We start from the raw sequence: 14,489 nt of genomic DNA, 5'->3' as shown, positions 1-14,489 counted from the left end.
CGGGTCCGCCGTGTGGGGGAGGGGGTGGGGGTAGGGGGCGGTTCGGTCGGGCCGGAGCCGCGCGGTCGGGAGGTGCCGACCGGGCGCGGATTCCTCCTGAGGGGCCCGGGGTCAGAGGCGGCGGGTGGCCAGGGTCAGCCGGTCCTGGGCGTCCAACAGGGCGTCCTTCACGGTCTGTTCGTGGCCCGGGGTCAGACGAGCCACCGGGACCGAGCAGCTGATCGCGTCGCGGGCCGGGGTGCGGTAGGGGATCGCGACGCCGAAACAGCGCAGTCCCAGCGTGTTCTCCTCGCGGTCCACCGCGTATCCCTGCTCCCGCACCAGGCGCAGCTCATCGATCAGCTTCTCGCGGTCGGTGATGGTGTGCTCCGTGAGCTGCCGCAACGTTTCCGGCAGCAGCTTGCGCACCTGTTCGTCGCTGTGGGTGGCCAGGAGCGCCTTGCCGAGCGCGGTCGAGTGGGCGGGCAGCCGGCGGCCGACGCGGGTGAAGGGCCGCAGGTAGTGCTGGGACTGCCGGGTGGCGAGGTAGACCACGTTCGTCCCGTCGAGCCGGGCGAGGTGGATGGTCTCGGTGGTGTCGTCCGAGAGCCGGTCGAGCGTGGGGCGGGCCGCCGCGACCACCTCGTCGCCGTCGATGTAGGAGGTGCCGACCAGCAGGGCCCGCACCCCGATCCCGTACCGGGTGCCGGTCGCGTCGGTCTCCACCCAGCCGAGCTCCACCAGGGTGCGAAGGAGCATGTACAGACTGGACTTGGGGTAGCCGACCGCCTCCTGCACGGCGGCGAGGGAGTGCATGCCGGGCCGTCCCGCGAAATACTCGAGCAACTCCACCGTCCGCACAGCGGACTTGACCTGTGCCCCACCCGAATCGCCAGCCGACATCCCAGCACCCCGCTTCTTCTCGCCGAGGCTTCTTGCCAAGGCGGAACGCCCGTTAATAGAGTCCCAGCATATTGGCGCTATTCAGCATCGGGAACTGTGTTCAGAATACCGAACGCACCCCGGTGGGTGGCGGTGGCGGACCGGGCAGTGGAAGGACAACGCGGTGAGCACAGCAGCACCAGTCTGGAGTGTCGACCCCCGTACGGGGAAGCCGCGTGAAGAGGTCGCGGCCGAAGCGACGGCCGAGGAGGTCGACCACGCGGTCAGGGCCGCTGCGGCCACGCGCGCGGCGCTGGCCGATCTGAGCGTACGCGCGGTGTTCCTGCGCACCGCGGCGGACCTCCTGGACGCCTCGGCGGAGCACGTGGTGGAGGCGGCCGACGCCGAGACGGCGCTCGGCCCCACCCGTCTCACCGGCGAACTGGCGCGCACCACCGCCCAGTTGAGGGCGTTCGCCGAGGTCGTCGAGGAGGGCTCCTTCCTCGACATACGGATCGACCACGCCGACCCGTCCCGGACCCCGCCGTGGCCGGACCTCAGGCGGATCAAGCTCCCGCTCGGGGTCGTCGCCGTCTACTCGGCCTCCAACTTCCCGCTCGCCTTCTCCGTGCCGGGCGGCGACACCGCGAGCGCGCTCGCGGCCGGCTGCCCGGTCGTCGTCAAGGCGCACCCCGACCACCCGGCCACCTCCGAACTCTGCGTCTCGCTGCTGCGGCGCGCGGCCGCGCGGGTGGGGCTGCCGCAGGACGTCGTCTCCCTGGTGCACGGCTTCACCGCGGGCGTCGAGCTCGTACGCCATCCGCTGGTCGCGGCCGCCGGGTTCACCGGCTCGGTGCGCGGCGGGCGGGCCCTGTTCGACGCGGCGGCCGCGCGCCCCGTGCCGATCCCCTTCCACGGTGAACTCGGCTCCCTCAACCCGGTCGTGGTGACGGCGGCCGCCGCCGAGGAGCGGGGCGAGGCGATCGGGACCGGGCTCGGGGCCTCGATGACCCTGGGGGTCGGCCAGTTCTGCACCAAGCCCGGGTTCGTGCTCGCGCCCCGGGGCGCGGCGGGCGACGCCCTGATCAAGGCGCTCACCGCCGCCGTCAGCGACACCGACGCGGGGGTCATGCTCGACCACCGCATGCGCGACGCCTTCGTCGCGGGGGTCGCCGAGCGGGCCGCGCTGCCGGGCGTCGAAGCGCCCCTCACGCCTGGCGCGGGCGGCGAACACACGGTCAGCGGCGGCTTCTTGACCGTCGAGGCCGCGCGGCTCACCGAGGAGGGCGAGCACGATCTGCTCCTGGAGGAGTGCTTCGGTCCGGTCACGGTGGTGGCCCGGTACGCGGACGAGTCGGAGATCTCGGCGGTGCTCTCGCGGCTGCCGGGCAACCTCACGGCGACCCTGCAACTCTCCGCGGCCGAGGCGGCCGGCGAGGGCGCCGGGGCCCAACTCCTGGCGGAATTGACCCAGTTGGCGGGGCGTGTCCTGGTCGACGGCTGGCCCACCGGGGTCGCGGTCGCGCCCGCGCAGCACCACGGGGGGCCGTATCCGGCCGCGACCTCCACCTCCACGTCGGTGGGTGCCACCGCTGTGGAGCGGTGGCTGCGGCCGGTCGCCTACCAGAGCACGCCCCAGGCCCTGCTGCCGGCGGCCCTGCGCGACGACAACCCGCTGTCCCTGCCCCGCCGCGTCACCGGCCCGGCGGCCTGAGCCGGGCGGCTCGTACGGGGTGCGGGCCGGGGGGTGGGTCGGGGGTGCGAGTCGCTGGGTGCGGGCCGTACGTGGCTGGTCGCGCACCCCGCGACCCGCGCCCTTGGCGGGGCTGGGCCCGGCCCGGATGGTAGACCCGGCACCTCATGCGGCCCCGGTCACCGCCGTCCGCGCAGCCACCCCGTACTGAACGCCGCCCCCGCGACCAGCCCCGCCGCCACCACCAGACCCATCCGCATCCCCGGCACGAACCCCGCCTCACCGTCCACCAGGGATCCGAACACCGCGATGCTGAGCGCCCCCGCCACCTGCCGGCCGGCGTTGAGCACCCCCGCCGCGAGCCCCGCCCGCTCCTGCGGCAGAGCCTCCATCATCGCGGCGGTCAGCGCGGGCACCGAGAGGCCGCAGCCCAGCGCGAGAGGGACCAGCAAGAACGCGACCAGTGGCGCAGGCGCCTGCGCGTCGGCGATCAGGAGCAGCAACAGGCCCACCAGGGCGAGGAGTTGACCGGCCAGCATCGGCACGCGCGGCCCGAACCGCATGGACAGCCTGCCGGAAAGCATGTTCATGACCGGGATCAGCGCGGTCATCGGCAGGAACATCAGTCCCGCTGTCAGCGCGGACTCCCCCCGCACCCGCTGGAAGTAGAGACTGAAGACGAAGATCACGCCGTAGAAGGCCGCACTGGCCGCCGCGCCCGCGCCCATGGCGACGGTCACGGTCCGGTCGCGGAAGAGACCGAGCGGCACCACCGGATGGGCGACGCGCCGCTCGATCAGCCAGAACGCGGCCCCGGCCACCACCGCGAGCGCCCCCGCCCCGATCCGTACCGCACCCTGCTCGATCACCGCGACGGCGAGCGCGGCCAGCGCGACGGCGGCCGTCAGCTGCCCCGGCAGGTCGAGCGGGGCGGGTCGGCGCCCGGCGCGCGGGGCGCGGGCGGTCAGGGCGAGGGCCGCGAGACCGAGCGGCAGATTGATGAAGAAGATCCCGCGCCAGTCCCACAGCGTGGTCAGCGCGCCGCCCGCGACCGGGCCGAGCGCCACCGCGACGGAGCCGCCCGCCGCCCAGAGCGCCACCGCACGGGCCCTGCGCGCCGGGTCCGGGTGGGCCTGGCGCACCAGGGCGAGTGAGGCGGGCAGCACCACCGCGGCCGCCACGCCCTGCACCACCCGGGCGCCGATCAGTACGCCGAGCCCCGGAGCCACCCCGCAGGCGGCCGAGGCGAGGGTGAAGACGACGGTGCCGAGCGCGTACGCCCGGGCCGAACCGACCCGGTCGGCGAACGCCCCGGTGGAGAGCATCAGCGCGGCGAAGGCCAGGGTGTAGGCGTCCACCACCCATTGCAGTGCGGACATGCCGCCGCCGAGGTCGCCGCCGATCGCGGGCAGGGCGACGTTCACCACGGAGGCGTCCAGGGTGATCAGGGCGAAACCGAGCAGAGCGGCGACGAGCGTGAGGGCGGGGGAGGACCCGCGCGGCGGCCCGCCCGCCAACTGGTGGTCGGCGCGGGCGGCTTGGAGCGTGTCGTTCGTTGGCATGCCCTCAGCTTGGCCAGGCCCGTCCGCGTACAGTAGTGGCCCGATTGCCATACATCCGGAGGTTCTGGCCATGCCACCGCACCGGGTCGCCGTCGTCGCGCCCTCGCCCGTCTCGATGTTCAACCTCGCCATTCCCGAGCTGCTGTTCGCCAAGGTGGAGATCGGTGGCGCACCCGGCTACGAGGTGGTCGTGTGCACGCCCGACCCGGGCCCGATCGCCACCACCGGCGGCCTCGACCTGCACGTGGGCCGAGGTCTGGACGCGGTCGAGGGCGCCGACACGGTGCTGGTCGCCGGGACCGGACAGCGCTACGAGCCGGACCCGCGCACGGTGGCCGCCGTCGTGACCGCGGCGGCCCGTGGCGTACGCGTCGCGTCCATTTGCAGCGGCGCCTTCGTCCTGGCCGAGGCGGGACTCCTGGACGGGCGCAGCGCCACCACGTACTGGGAGCTGGCCGAGGAGCTGCGCAGGCGCTACCCGGCGCTCGACCTCAAGGGCGACGTCCTGTACGTGCAGGACGGCAACGTCATGACCTCCTCCGGGTACGCCGCGGGGATCGACCTGTGCCTGCACATGATCCGCACCGACTACGGCGCGGCCGTCGCCAACACGGTGGCCCGCCAGGCGCTGGTGGCCCCGGTGCGCCCCGGCGGACAGACCCAGTTCACCCACACCCCGCTGCCCGCCGAACGAGGGGTGGCCTGCGCGGACACCCGGGGCTGGGCCATGCGCAACCTCGACAAGCCGCTGACCTTGACGGACCTGGCCCGGCACGCCGGGGTCAGCGTGCGCACCCTGACCCGCCGCTTCCACGCCGAGAGCGGCATGAGCCCGCTCCAGTGGCTCCTGCACCAGCGCGTCGAGCGGGCCAAGGAACTCCTGGAGACCACCACGCTCACGATGGACCAGATCGCCCAGTCCAGCGGCCTGGGCAGCGCGGACTCCTTGCGGGCCCACATGACCCGCCGTACCGGCCTGCCCCCCACCGCCTACCGCTCCAGCTTCAGCCGCCTCACACCCACACCGGCCTGACCGGCCGGGCCGGGGGAATGGGGCGGGTGCCCGGCGCGTTGGGGGGACCGTACGGTTTTCAATAATCTGAGAGAAGTGACATGCTCGTCGAGATCTGGAGCGACATCGCCTGCCCGTGGTGCTACATCGGCAAGGCCCGTTTCGAGAAGGGGCTCGCCGCGTTCGCCCACCGGAGCGACGTCGAGGTCGTCCACCGTTCCTTCGAGCTCGACCCCGGCCGGTCCAAGGGGGACGTCGGGCCGGTGATCCCGATGCTGGCCGAGAAGTACGGCCGGACCATCGAGGAGGCCCGTGCGATGGAGGCGAACGTCGCCGCCAACGCGCATGCCGAGGGGCTTGGCTATCTGGCCGACGGCCGGGACCACGGCAACACCTTCGACATCCACCGGCTGCTGCACCTGGCCAAGGCGCGCGGCCGGCAGAGCGCGCTGCTCGACCTCGCCTACCGGACCAACTTCGCCGAGGAGCGTTCCGTCTTCGACGCCGAGGTCCTGGTCGACATCGCGGTGCGGGCGGGTCTTGAGGAGGGCGAGGTCAGGGCGGTCCTCGCGGACGAGAGCGCGTACGCCGACGAGGTCCGCGACGACGAGCGCGAGGCGGCCGGGTTCGGCGCCAACGCCGTGCCGTTCTTCGTGCTGGACCGCGCGTACGCGATCTCCGGCGGCCAGCCCGCCGAGGTCTTCACCCGGGCCCTCGATCAGGCCTGGCAGGCGCGCACCCCGGCCCTGAAGACGCTCGGCGGTGACGACGGGGACGCCTGTGGGCCGGACGGGTGCGAGGTGCCGCGCTGAGGCGGCCGCCCGGCGCATAAGGGTTGCTTGGGGATACCCGTCAAATTTGTCCAATTGACGTGGGGTTGCCGGGGATTCAGGCTGGAACCCATGGAACTGGACTCCCTCGCGCCCGGCGCGTTCGCCCCGCTGACCACCTACCTCAACACCGCGAGCACCGGACTGCTGCCCGCCCGGGCCGTGGCCGCCATGGGGGAGGCCGTGGCGGCGTCGGCCGCCGGGCGTCCGACCGACATGTTCGGCGACGTGGAGGCCGCGCGCGCCGCCTACGCCCGGCTGGTCAAGGTGCCCGTGCGGCGCGTCGCGGCCGGCGCGTCGGTCGCCGTCTACGCGGGCCTGGTCGCCGCCTCCCTGCCCGAGGGGGCCGAAGTCCTGGTGGCGCGGGGCGACTTCAGCTCGGTGGTGAACCCGTTCCATGTGCGCGGCGACCTCAAGGTGCGCACCGCCGCGCTGGACGACCTCGCAGAGGAGGTGCGGCCGGGCACCGCGCTGGTGGCGGTCAGCGCCGTCCAGTCCGCCGACGGCCGCGTCGCCGACCTCGCGGCGATCCGTGCCGCCGCCCTCGCGCACGGCGCGCGGACCCTCGTCGACGTGTCGCAGGGCGCGGGCTGGTACCCGGTGGACGCCGGCGCGTACGACTACACGGTCACCGTCGGCTTCAAGTGGCTGGCCGGCCCGCGCGGGGTCGCCTTCCTCACCGTCCCCGACGACCTCGGCGGGCTGACCCCGGTGTTCGCCGGCTGGGTGGCCGGCGAGCACCCCTGGGACAGCTGCTACGGCCCGGTGCGCGAACTGGCCCGCTCCGCGCGGCGGTTCGACGAGAGCCCCGCGCTGTTCTCCTACACCGGGGCCCGCCACTCCCTGGCCCTCCTGGAGGAACTGGGCGCCGAACGCGTCCACGCGCACAACACCGCGCTCGCCGACCGCTTCCGCGCCGGGCTCGCCCCACTCGGCCACGAGCCGATCGCCGCGCCCGGCTCGGCGATCGTCGCGGTGCCCGAACTGGGCCACCTCCAGGCCGAGTTGAGCGGCCGCGACATCGAACTCTCCAACCGCGCGGGCAACCTGCGCGCGGCCTTCCACTTCTACAACTCCGCGAAGGACGTGGACCGCCTCCTGGACCTCCTGCCCACCCGCTGACCCACCCCGAAGCGCCCGGCTCACTCGGTCTCCCGCCCCCGGCCCGCCCGGCACGGGAAAATCGCTGGTCACGGCCCCGCCTGACCGTCAGGATCGGGCCGTGACCATGGACCCCGAGCACAGTGAGCCCACGCGCCAAGCCGTCCGTGACAACGCCGCGTGGTGCGCCGCGCTCTGCCGCGCGCACGGCATCACGGGGCAAACCGGGCCCCGGGCCTGGACCAGCCCACGCCGTACGCCGCTCTACTATCCCGACGCGGTGACGCTCACCCCCGACGCCTCGCCCCGGGACATCGTGGGGCGCATCGACCTCACGGCGCCCGGCGCCACCGTCAAGGACAGCTTCGCGGCGCTCGACCTGACGGGCGAGGGGTTCGACGTCCTCTTCGAGGCCCGATGGATCCACCGGGCGGCGCCCGAGGCCGCCGGTGGGGGCTGGCAACTCGTCGCGGACGAAGGCGAGTTGGCGGCATGGGAACGAGCCTGGTCGGCGGGGCGGAGCGCGGGTCTCTTCCCGCCGGGACTGCTCGGCGTGCCCGGCCACGCCTTCCTGGTGGACCGTGACGAGCACGGGCGGGTGCGGGCGGGAGCCGTGGCCAGCACCGGCACGGGCGTCGTGGGCATCTCCAACCTCTATGCCGTCGACGGCGACCAGGACGCGGCCTGGGCCGGCTGCCTGGCCACGGTCGCCCGCCGCTGGCCGGGCCGAGCGGTCGTCGGCTACGAGAGCGGCGAGGACCTGGCCTCGGCGCGGCGCGTCGGCTTCGCGGGGGTGGGGGCGCTCAGGGTGTGGCTGTGCCGGGGGTGAGGGGTTCGGCGTACCAGCGCCAGGTGGTGGGGCGGGGGCGTTCGGGCAGGTCCGCGCGGCCTGTCGCCCACAGCAGCACCCGCCAGCGGTCCGGGTCGGCGGGCACGTCGCGGAAGAGGCGGGCCAGTGCCCGGTCGCACAGGCCGGCCGGTGGCGTCCAGGCGAGGCCGAGTCCCTGCGCCACGTCATGCGTGTGCAGCAGCGTCTCCACGATGCCCATCGCGCCGAAGCCCTCGGGGTCCGAGACGCCGAAGCAGTGGTGGGCGCGTACGTCGGGCGATGCGGTGCGCACCATGGCGGTGAGCAGCGCGCCGCACGCCTCCAGGGTCTGAAGGAGCCCGGCCGGGCCCGCCGCGTGGTCCGCGTGCACGGCGTTGCGGGGCCCGCCGGGGCGCCTGGCCTCCCACAGGAACGGCACGTCGCCGTCGAGTGGGGGCTGGGCGGGGCCCAGTTGCGCGGCGTAGGCGAAGAGGTCGTCCGACAGGTGCTCGACGGTCTCCCAGCAGTCCCACTCCAGCGTGCCCGCCTTCGCGCTCCAGTCCGCCTGGAGCCCGGCGCGCAGCGCGGTGACCGACAAACGTACCGCGTGCTCCACGTCGGCGGCGGTCACGGGCGTTCGGGAAGGTTCATCGACCATGGACATGGGGCGACCGTACCAACGATCTTCGCTGAGGGCAGCGGAACGGCCCCCAGGCCCGGGGTCCGGGGACAGCCCCCGGACCCCCGGCCTTGAGGTCGTTCACTTCACCGGTGTGAAGTCCCGCGCTCCGATGAACTCCGGACGCCGGATCGGCGCCGCGAACGGCTCCACCGCCGCGTTCTCCACGCTGTTGAAGACGATGAAGACGTTGCTGCGCGGATACGGGGTGATGTTGTCCCCCGAGCCGTGCATCGCGTTGCAGTCGAACCAGGTCGCCGAGCCCGCCCGGCCGGTGAACAGCTTGATGCCGTGGCGGTCGGCCATCTTGGTGAGCGCTTCGTCGGACGGCGTCCCCGCGTCCTGCATCTGAAGGGACTTCTTGTAGTTGTCCTTCGGGGTGGCGCCCGCGCAGCCGAGGAAGTCCCGGTGCGAGCCGGGCATGATCATCAGGCCGCCGTTGGTGTCGTGGTTCTCGGTCAGCGCGATCGAGACCGAGACCGTGCGCATGTTCGGCAGACCGTCCTCGGCGTGCCAGGTCTCGAAGTCGGAGTGCCAGTAGAAGCCCGACGCGCCGAAGCCCGGCTTGACGTTGATCCGCGACTGGTGGACGTACACGTCCGAGCCGAGGATGCGACGGGCCGTGCCCACCACGCGCTCGTCGGCGACCAGGCGGGCGAACAGCTCACTGAGCCGGTGCACCTCGAAGACCGAACGCACGGACTGCGACTGCGGTTCGATGATCGATCGCTCATCGGCGCGGATGGCCGGATCGGCGATCAATCGATCGAGTTCGGCGCGGTAGACCGCCACCTCGTCGTCGGTGAGCAGATCCTGGATCGACAGGAAGCCGTCCCGCTCGAAGGATTCGAGCCCGGCGGACGGTCCCCAGACCACCGGGTCCTGGCGGGGTGTGACCACCTCGGCGGCGCCACGCGTGGGGTAGAGATCCTGGGCGGTCATGGTCAGCCCTCCTCGGGTTCGGTCAGCAGCGGGTAGACGCCGTTCTCGTCGTGGTCCTCCCGTCCGGTGACGGGCGGGTTGAAGACGCAGACGCAGCGGAAGTCGGTCTTGGGGCGCAGGGTGTGGCGCTCGTGGCCGTCCAGGAGATACATCGTGCCCGGCGCGATCCAGTGGGTCTCGCCGGTCTCCTCGTTGGTGAGCTCGGCCTCGCCCTCGGTGCACAGGACCGCCTCGATGTGGTTGGCGTACCACATGGAGGTCTCGGTTCCGGCGTAGAGCACGGTCTCGTGCAGGGAGAAGCCGACCTTCTCCTTGGCGAGGACGATCCGCTTGCTCTCCCAGGTCCCTGAGGCGGCCTTGACGTGGCGGTCGGTGTTCTCGATGTCCTTGAACGAGCGGACAATCACAGTGAGTTGCTGCCTTTCTCTGTACGTCTTCGTGCGATTTCGTACGTATCTGTACGGCTGTGTGCGTGTCTGTACTGCTGGACGTGCGGCCACGGCGCGCCGGGCCGGGCCGGGTCAGACGGTCGCGGCCACCGCGCGGGCCAGCGTGCGCAGGCCCTCGTCCAGTTCGTCGGGCGTGATGGTCAGCGGCGGAAGCAGCTTGACCACCTCGCTCTTGGGGCCGGAGGTCTCCAGGAGCAGCCCCAGCTCGAAGGCGCGGGCGCAGACCTCGGAGGCACGGGCCGGGTCGGCGAACTCCAGGCCCCAGACCAGACCGCGGCCCCGGTAGGTCACGCCGAGGCGGCTGTGCTCGGTGCACAGCGCGAGCAGCGCCTGCTCGACCTGCTCGCCGCGCGCCAGGGTGTGCTTCTCCATCTGGCCGTCGGCCCAGTACGCCTCAAGGGTGGCGGTCGCTGTGACGAACGCCGGGTTGTTGCCGCGGAAGGTGCCGTTGTGCTCGCCGGGCTCCCACACGTCCAGCTCGCCCTTGAACAGGCAGAGCGAGAGCGGGAGTCCGTAGCCGCTGATCGACTTGGAGACGGTGACGATGTCCGGCACGATGCCCGCCTCCTCGAAGGAGAAGAAGGCGCCGGTGCGGCCGCAGCCCATCTGGATGTCGTCGACGATGAGCAGCATGTCGCGGCGCCGGCACAGATCGGCCAGCGCGCGCAGCCACTCGGGCCGGGCCACGTTGATGCCGCCCTCGCCCTGCACGGTCTCCACGATCACGGCGGCGGGCTTGTTGAGGCCCGAGCCCTGGTCCTCCAGCAGGCGCTCGAACCACAGGAAGTCCGGGACCTGACCGTCGAGGTAGTTGTCGAACGGCATCGGGGTGCCGTGCACCAGCGGGATGCCGGCGCCGGCCCGCTTGAAGGCGTTGCCGGTGACGGCGAGCGAGCCGAGCGACATGCCGTGGAAGGCGTTGGTGAAGGACACGATCGACTCGCGCCCCTTGACCTTGCGGGCCAGCTTCAGGGCCGCCTCGACGGCGTTGGTGCCGGTCGGGCCGGGGAACATCACCTTGTAGGGCAGGTCGCGCGGTCGCAGGATGACGTTCTGGAAGGTCTCGAGGAACGCCCGTTTCGCGGTCGTCGCCATGTCGAGGCCGTGCGTGATGCCGTCACGTTCGATGTAGTCGAGCAACGCGCGTTTCATCACGGGGTTGTTGTGCCCGTAGTTGAGTGAGCCGGCGCCGGCGAAGAAGTCCAGGTAGCTGTGGCCGTCCTCGTCGGTGAGGCGGGCGCCCTGCGCGCGGTCGAACACGGCGGGCCAGCCGCGGCAGTAGCTGCGTACCTCCGATTCGAGCGATTCGAAGACACTGAGGGCGGGCGGGGTGATGGTCACAGCGTTTCTCCCTGGGGGTGGAGGGGGCCGATGCGGTAGAGGATTTCGGGCTGGTGCCCGTCGTCGGGGAACAGCCCGGCGTCGAAAAGGACTTCACGGCTCAGCAGGGCGCCGCGGCGCGTGGCGTACGAAGTGAACAGCCGGTCGGAGGGGGTGTTGTCCGGCGACACCGTGGTCTCCACGCGGGTGATCCCGTGCGAGCCGGTGACCTTCGCGGTGAGCGCTTCGAGCAGCAGCCCGGCGAGTCCCTGGCCCCGGTGGGCGTGGTCGACGGCGACCTGCCAGACCACCAGGGTGTCCGGCCGCTCGGGCCGTACGTAGCCGGTGATGAACGCGATCGGCTCACCGGCCTCGCCACGGGCGACCACGGAGGTCCGGGCGAAGTCGCGGCACCAGAGCAGATAGCTGTACGAGGAGTTGAGGTCAAGCACCTCGGAGTCACGGGCAATACGCCAGATCGCGGCTCCGTCCTCCACTCGTGGGCTTTCGATTCGGACTGCTGTTTGCGCGGCGGTCATGCCGAGGGAATTTACCGACCGGAAATTGAAATCGCATTCCCGTGAGGGGGTGTGCATCGGCGGCATCCGTGTTATCACGCGAGCATGCGCGCGAACCGGTTTGTCCGGGTATTACCGGACAAAAGGGCGCGGTTGTGGAGTCGATCACACCCGCCGAACGAGCCGGAAACCTTGTTGAAATCCGTGCGTTTGAGGCGGAGAGGCCGGGGCAGAAGAAAACGGGAAGCTGCGGTGAATAAGCAGCTTCCCGTTCTGTGGAACGTATTGTGGAATTCAGTTGTGCTTTATGCGTCTGAGCTTTATGTGCCGGAGGGCCGCAGCGCGAGTGTCACCAGGCAAGTGTCACCAGGTTTCGAGGACGGCCTCGTCGGCGGCTTCCTGATCGACCGTGATCCCGTACGCGCCGAGCGCCGTGCCGAGCGCGGCGAGCGAGGAGCGCACCACCTCACGGGTGGCGGCCACGCCGTAGTGGTTGACCCGGATCATCGTCGAGGCCAGCGCCCCTCCGCCGGCGATCAGGGGCAGCGACGGGTCGGCGTCCAGCGCCCTTGTGACCAGCTCGGACGCGTCGACCCCCTCGGGCGCCCGCAGGGTGGTGGCCACCGGAGCCGCGTCCGGGGCCTCGTGGACGTACGGAGTGAGGCCCCCGCCCAGCGCCAGGGCGCCGGCCCGGGTCGCGGCGGCCGCCGAGGCGTGCCGGGCCATCACCGTTGCCAGGCCCTCGGTCTCGATGCGGTCGAGGCACGCGTCGAGCGCCAGCATCTCCAGCTGCGCCGGAGCGTGCGGCAGCGCCGTGCGGCCGGCGTCGATCCAGCGCTGCTTCCAGTCGAGGAGCGAGAGGTAGGAGCGGCGCGGCGCGCTGGGGTTGGCGGCCAGGCGCTCCCAGGCGCGGGGGCTGACCGAGACGGCCGAGACGCCGGCCGGGCCGCCCATCGCCTTCTGCGCGCCGATCACGCACAGGTCCACGCCCCAGGCGTCCACGAGCAGCGGCTCGGCGGCCACCGACGCCACCGCGTCCAGCATGAACAGGGCGCCGTGCCGCCGCACGACCTCACCGATCCCCGCGACCGGGTTCGTATTGCCGGTCGCCGCCTCCGCGTGCACGAGCGAAACGAAATCGATCTCCGGATGATCGATGAGCGCTCGATCGATCTCCGCCGCGGTCACCGCCGTGTGGAAGGGCACCTCCAGGTCGACGACCTCGGCCCCGCAGTCGCGCAGCCAGTCGCCGAAGGTCTGCCCGTAGGGACCCGTCACCACGTTGAGCGCGGTGGAGCCCGGGCGGGCGGCGCCCCGGATGCAGCCCTCAAGAGGGAGCAGCGCCTCGCCCTGCGTGATCACCACATCGTGCTCGGTGGCGAGCAGCGCGGCCACCCGGCGTTCGATCGCCGCGAAGCGTCCTGCGGTCAGCGGGGCGAGGTCCAGGAGGGGGTGTGTCACGGCGGTGCCTTCTTCGGTCAGCTCGGGTGTTCGATCCTCTGGGGGGAGACTACCCAGCGCCTCGTACAGTGCTGGGCATGAGTGATCGCACGGTGGTGCATGTGAAGGGACGCGTCCTGGTGGGGCCCGAGGACGTACGGGAGGAACTGTGGGCGGTCGACGGGCGGATCACCTATGAGCGGCCACCGGGCGAGGCCGTCACCGTGACCGGCTGGGCGCTGCCCGGCCTGGTCGACGCGCACTGTCACGTCGGCCTCGACCAGCACGGCCCGGTCCCCGACGACGTGAGCGAGCAGCAGGCCCTGACCGACCGCGCCGCCGGGACCCTGCTCATCCGGGACGCGGGCTCGCCCTCCGACACCCGCTGGATCGACGACCGCGAGGACCTGCCGAAGATCATCCGCGCCGGCCGGCACATCGCCCGCACCCGCCGCTACATCCGCAACTACGCGCACGAGATCGAGCCGGGCGACCTCGTGGCGTACGTGGCGCGCGAGGCGCGGCGCGGGGACGGCTGGGTCAAGCTGGTCGGCGACTGGATCGACCGGGCCGTCGGCGACCTCGCCCCCTGCTGGCCGCGCGGCGAGGTGGAGGCCGCGATCAAGGAGGCCCACCGGCTCGGCGCCCGCGTCACCGCGCACTGCTTCGCCGAGGACTCGCTGCGGGACCTGGTCGAGGCGGGGATCGACTGCGTCGAGCACGCCACGGGTCTCACCGAGGACACCATCCCGCTCTTCGCCGAGCGGGGCGTGGCGATCGTGCCGACGCTGGTCAACATCGCCACGTTCCCGCACATGGCCGACGGCGGCGAGGCCAAGTTCCCCGACTGGGCCGCCCACATGCGGCGGTTGCACGAGCGCCGCTACGACACCGTGCGCGCGGCGTACGACGCCGGGGTGCCCGTCTTCGTCGGCACGGACGCGGGCGGCTCGCTCGCCCACGGACTGGTCGCCGCCGAGGTCGCCGAGCTGGTCAAGGCGGGTATCCCGGCGCTTGACGCGCTCTCCGCGACGGCCTGGGGGGCCAGGTCCTGGCTGGGGCGCCCGGGCCTTGAGGAGGGTGCGCCGGCCGACCTCGTGGTCTACGACCAGGACCCGCGCGCGGACGTCCGGGTCCTGTCGGCGCCGAGCCGGATCGTGCTCAACGGACGCGTGGTGGGCTGAGAGCCCGGCCCGGCTCGGCCTGGTCTGGTCTGGTCCGGCCCGGTCCGTCATCCGGTTGACCGGACGTTACGCGGGGCGGGGGCGCGTCGT

Annotated in this window: 14 protein-coding genes; 6 read left to right on the top strand and 8 right to left on the bottom strand. The window is 72.4% G+C overall.

Annotated elements, in window-relative coordinates:
• Window positions 1-111: 111 nt before the first annotated feature.
• Window positions 112-882 carry an IclR family transcriptional regulator gene (locus ACFYM2_RS16740; RefSeq protein ID WP_388457386.1) on the bottom strand — a complete coding sequence of 257 codons (771 nt, stop codon included), beginning with the start codon at window positions 880-882 and terminating at the stop codon, window positions 112-114.
• Window positions 883-1,045: 163 nt separating this feature from the next.
• On the opposite strand from ACFYM2_RS16740, the gene ACFYM2_RS16735 reads away from it, so the two are divergent.
• Window positions 1,046-2,575: an aldehyde dehydrogenase (NADP(+)) gene (locus ACFYM2_RS16735; RefSeq protein WP_359003210.1), complete on the top strand. Its 1,530-nt coding sequence runs from the start codon at window positions 1,046-1,048 to the stop codon at window positions 2,573-2,575.
• 158 nt (window positions 2,576-2,733) lie between these two features.
• Here ACFYM2_RS16735 and ACFYM2_RS16730 read toward each other — a convergent pair whose 3' ends face one another.
• Window positions 2,734-4,116 (bottom strand): MFS transporter, encoded by a 1,383-nt coding sequence (locus tag ACFYM2_RS16730; RefSeq protein ID WP_388836856.1) that lies wholly within the window; start codon window positions 4,114-4,116, stop codon window positions 2,734-2,736.
• A gap of 70 nt (window positions 4,117-4,186) precedes the next feature.
• Between ACFYM2_RS16730 and ACFYM2_RS16725 the strand changes: the two genes are divergently transcribed.
• The 4 genes from ACFYM2_RS16725 to ACFYM2_RS16710 all read left to right on the top strand — a co-directional run bounded on the left by ACFYM2_RS16725 (window position 4,187) and on the right by ACFYM2_RS16710 (window position 7,888).
• A complete protein-coding gene (locus ACFYM2_RS16725) occupies window positions 4,187-5,149 on the top strand; it encodes a helix-turn-helix domain-containing protein (RefSeq protein WP_359003214.1) in 963 nt (320 codons plus the stop codon).
• An 80-nt stretch (window positions 5,150-5,229) separates the two neighbouring features.
• The gene (locus tag ACFYM2_RS16720; RefSeq protein ID WP_388457392.1) at window positions 5,230-5,940 is read left to right on the top strand and encodes a DsbA family oxidoreductase; all 711 of its coding nucleotides are present in this window, start codon (window positions 5,230-5,232) and stop codon (window positions 5,938-5,940) included.
• Window positions 5,941-6,030: 90 nt separating this feature from the next.
• Window positions 6,031-7,080, top strand: coding sequence for an aminotransferase class V-fold PLP-dependent enzyme (locus tag ACFYM2_RS16715; protein ID WP_388457394.1), 1,050 nt, complete (start codon window positions 6,031-6,033; stop codon window positions 7,078-7,080).
• 106 nt (window positions 7,081-7,186) lie between these two features.
• Window positions 7,187-7,888: a hypothetical protein gene (locus tag ACFYM2_RS16710; protein WP_359003317.1), complete on the top strand. Its 702-nt coding sequence runs from the start codon at window positions 7,187-7,189 to the stop codon at window positions 7,886-7,888.
• On the opposite strand, the gene ACFYM2_RS16705 is transcribed toward ACFYM2_RS16710, so the two are convergent.
• The 6 genes from ACFYM2_RS16705 to ACFYM2_RS16680 form a co-directional block, all read right to left on the bottom strand.
• Window positions 7,863-8,531, bottom strand: coding sequence for a hypothetical protein (locus tag ACFYM2_RS16705; RefSeq protein WP_388457396.1), 669 nt, complete (start codon window positions 8,529-8,531; stop codon window positions 7,863-7,865). The two genes, ACFYM2_RS16710 and ACFYM2_RS16705, sit on opposite strands and share 26 nt — an antisense overlap.
• Window positions 8,532-8,627: 96 nt before the next feature.
• Window positions 8,628-9,488: an ectoine hydroxylase gene (gene thpD / locus ACFYM2_RS16700; protein WP_350229655.1), complete on the bottom strand. Its 861-nt coding sequence runs from the start codon at window positions 9,486-9,488 to the stop codon at window positions 8,628-8,630.
• Between the two features lie 2 nt (window positions 9,489-9,490).
• Window positions 9,491-9,895 carry an ectoine synthase gene (locus ACFYM2_RS16695; protein WP_350229654.1) on the bottom strand — a complete coding sequence of 135 codons (405 nt, stop codon included), beginning with the start codon at window positions 9,893-9,895 and terminating at the stop codon, window positions 9,491-9,493.
• A 114-nt stretch (window positions 9,896-10,009) separates the two neighbouring features.
• A complete protein-coding gene (gene ectB, locus ACFYM2_RS16690; RefSeq protein WP_388836853.1) occupies window positions 10,010-11,278 on the bottom strand; it encodes a diaminobutyrate--2-oxoglutarate transaminase in 1,269 nt (422 codons plus the stop codon).
• Window positions 11,275-11,796 carry a diaminobutyrate acetyltransferase gene (gene ectA, locus ACFYM2_RS16685; RefSeq protein ID WP_350229652.1) on the bottom strand — a complete coding sequence of 174 codons (522 nt, stop codon included), beginning with the start codon at window positions 11,794-11,796 and terminating at the stop codon, window positions 11,275-11,277. The genes ectB and ectA overlap by 4 nt, the downstream gene beginning before the upstream one ends.
• Window positions 11,797-12,138: 342 nt before the next feature.
• Complete coding sequence (locus ACFYM2_RS16680; protein WP_388836850.1) at window positions 12,139-13,236, bottom strand: pyridoxal-phosphate-dependent aminotransferase family protein; 1,098 nt, start codon at window positions 13,234-13,236, stop codon at window positions 12,139-12,141.
• Window positions 13,237-13,313: 77 nt separating this feature from the next.
• Between ACFYM2_RS16680 and ACFYM2_RS16675 the strand changes: the two genes are divergently transcribed.
• Entirely contained in the window at window positions 13,314-14,399 is a 1,086-nt protein-coding gene (locus ACFYM2_RS16675; RefSeq protein WP_388457401.1) for an amidohydrolase family protein, read from the top strand.
• Window positions 14,400-14,489 lie beyond the last annotated feature (90 nt).

The organism is Streptomyces sp. NPDC006711 (genome assembly GCF_042869775.1).
Classification (GTDB): domain Bacteria; phylum Actinomycetota; class Actinomycetes; order Streptomycetales; family Streptomycetaceae; genus Streptomyces.
This window is presented reverse-complemented; position numbering and strand designations above follow the sequence as displayed.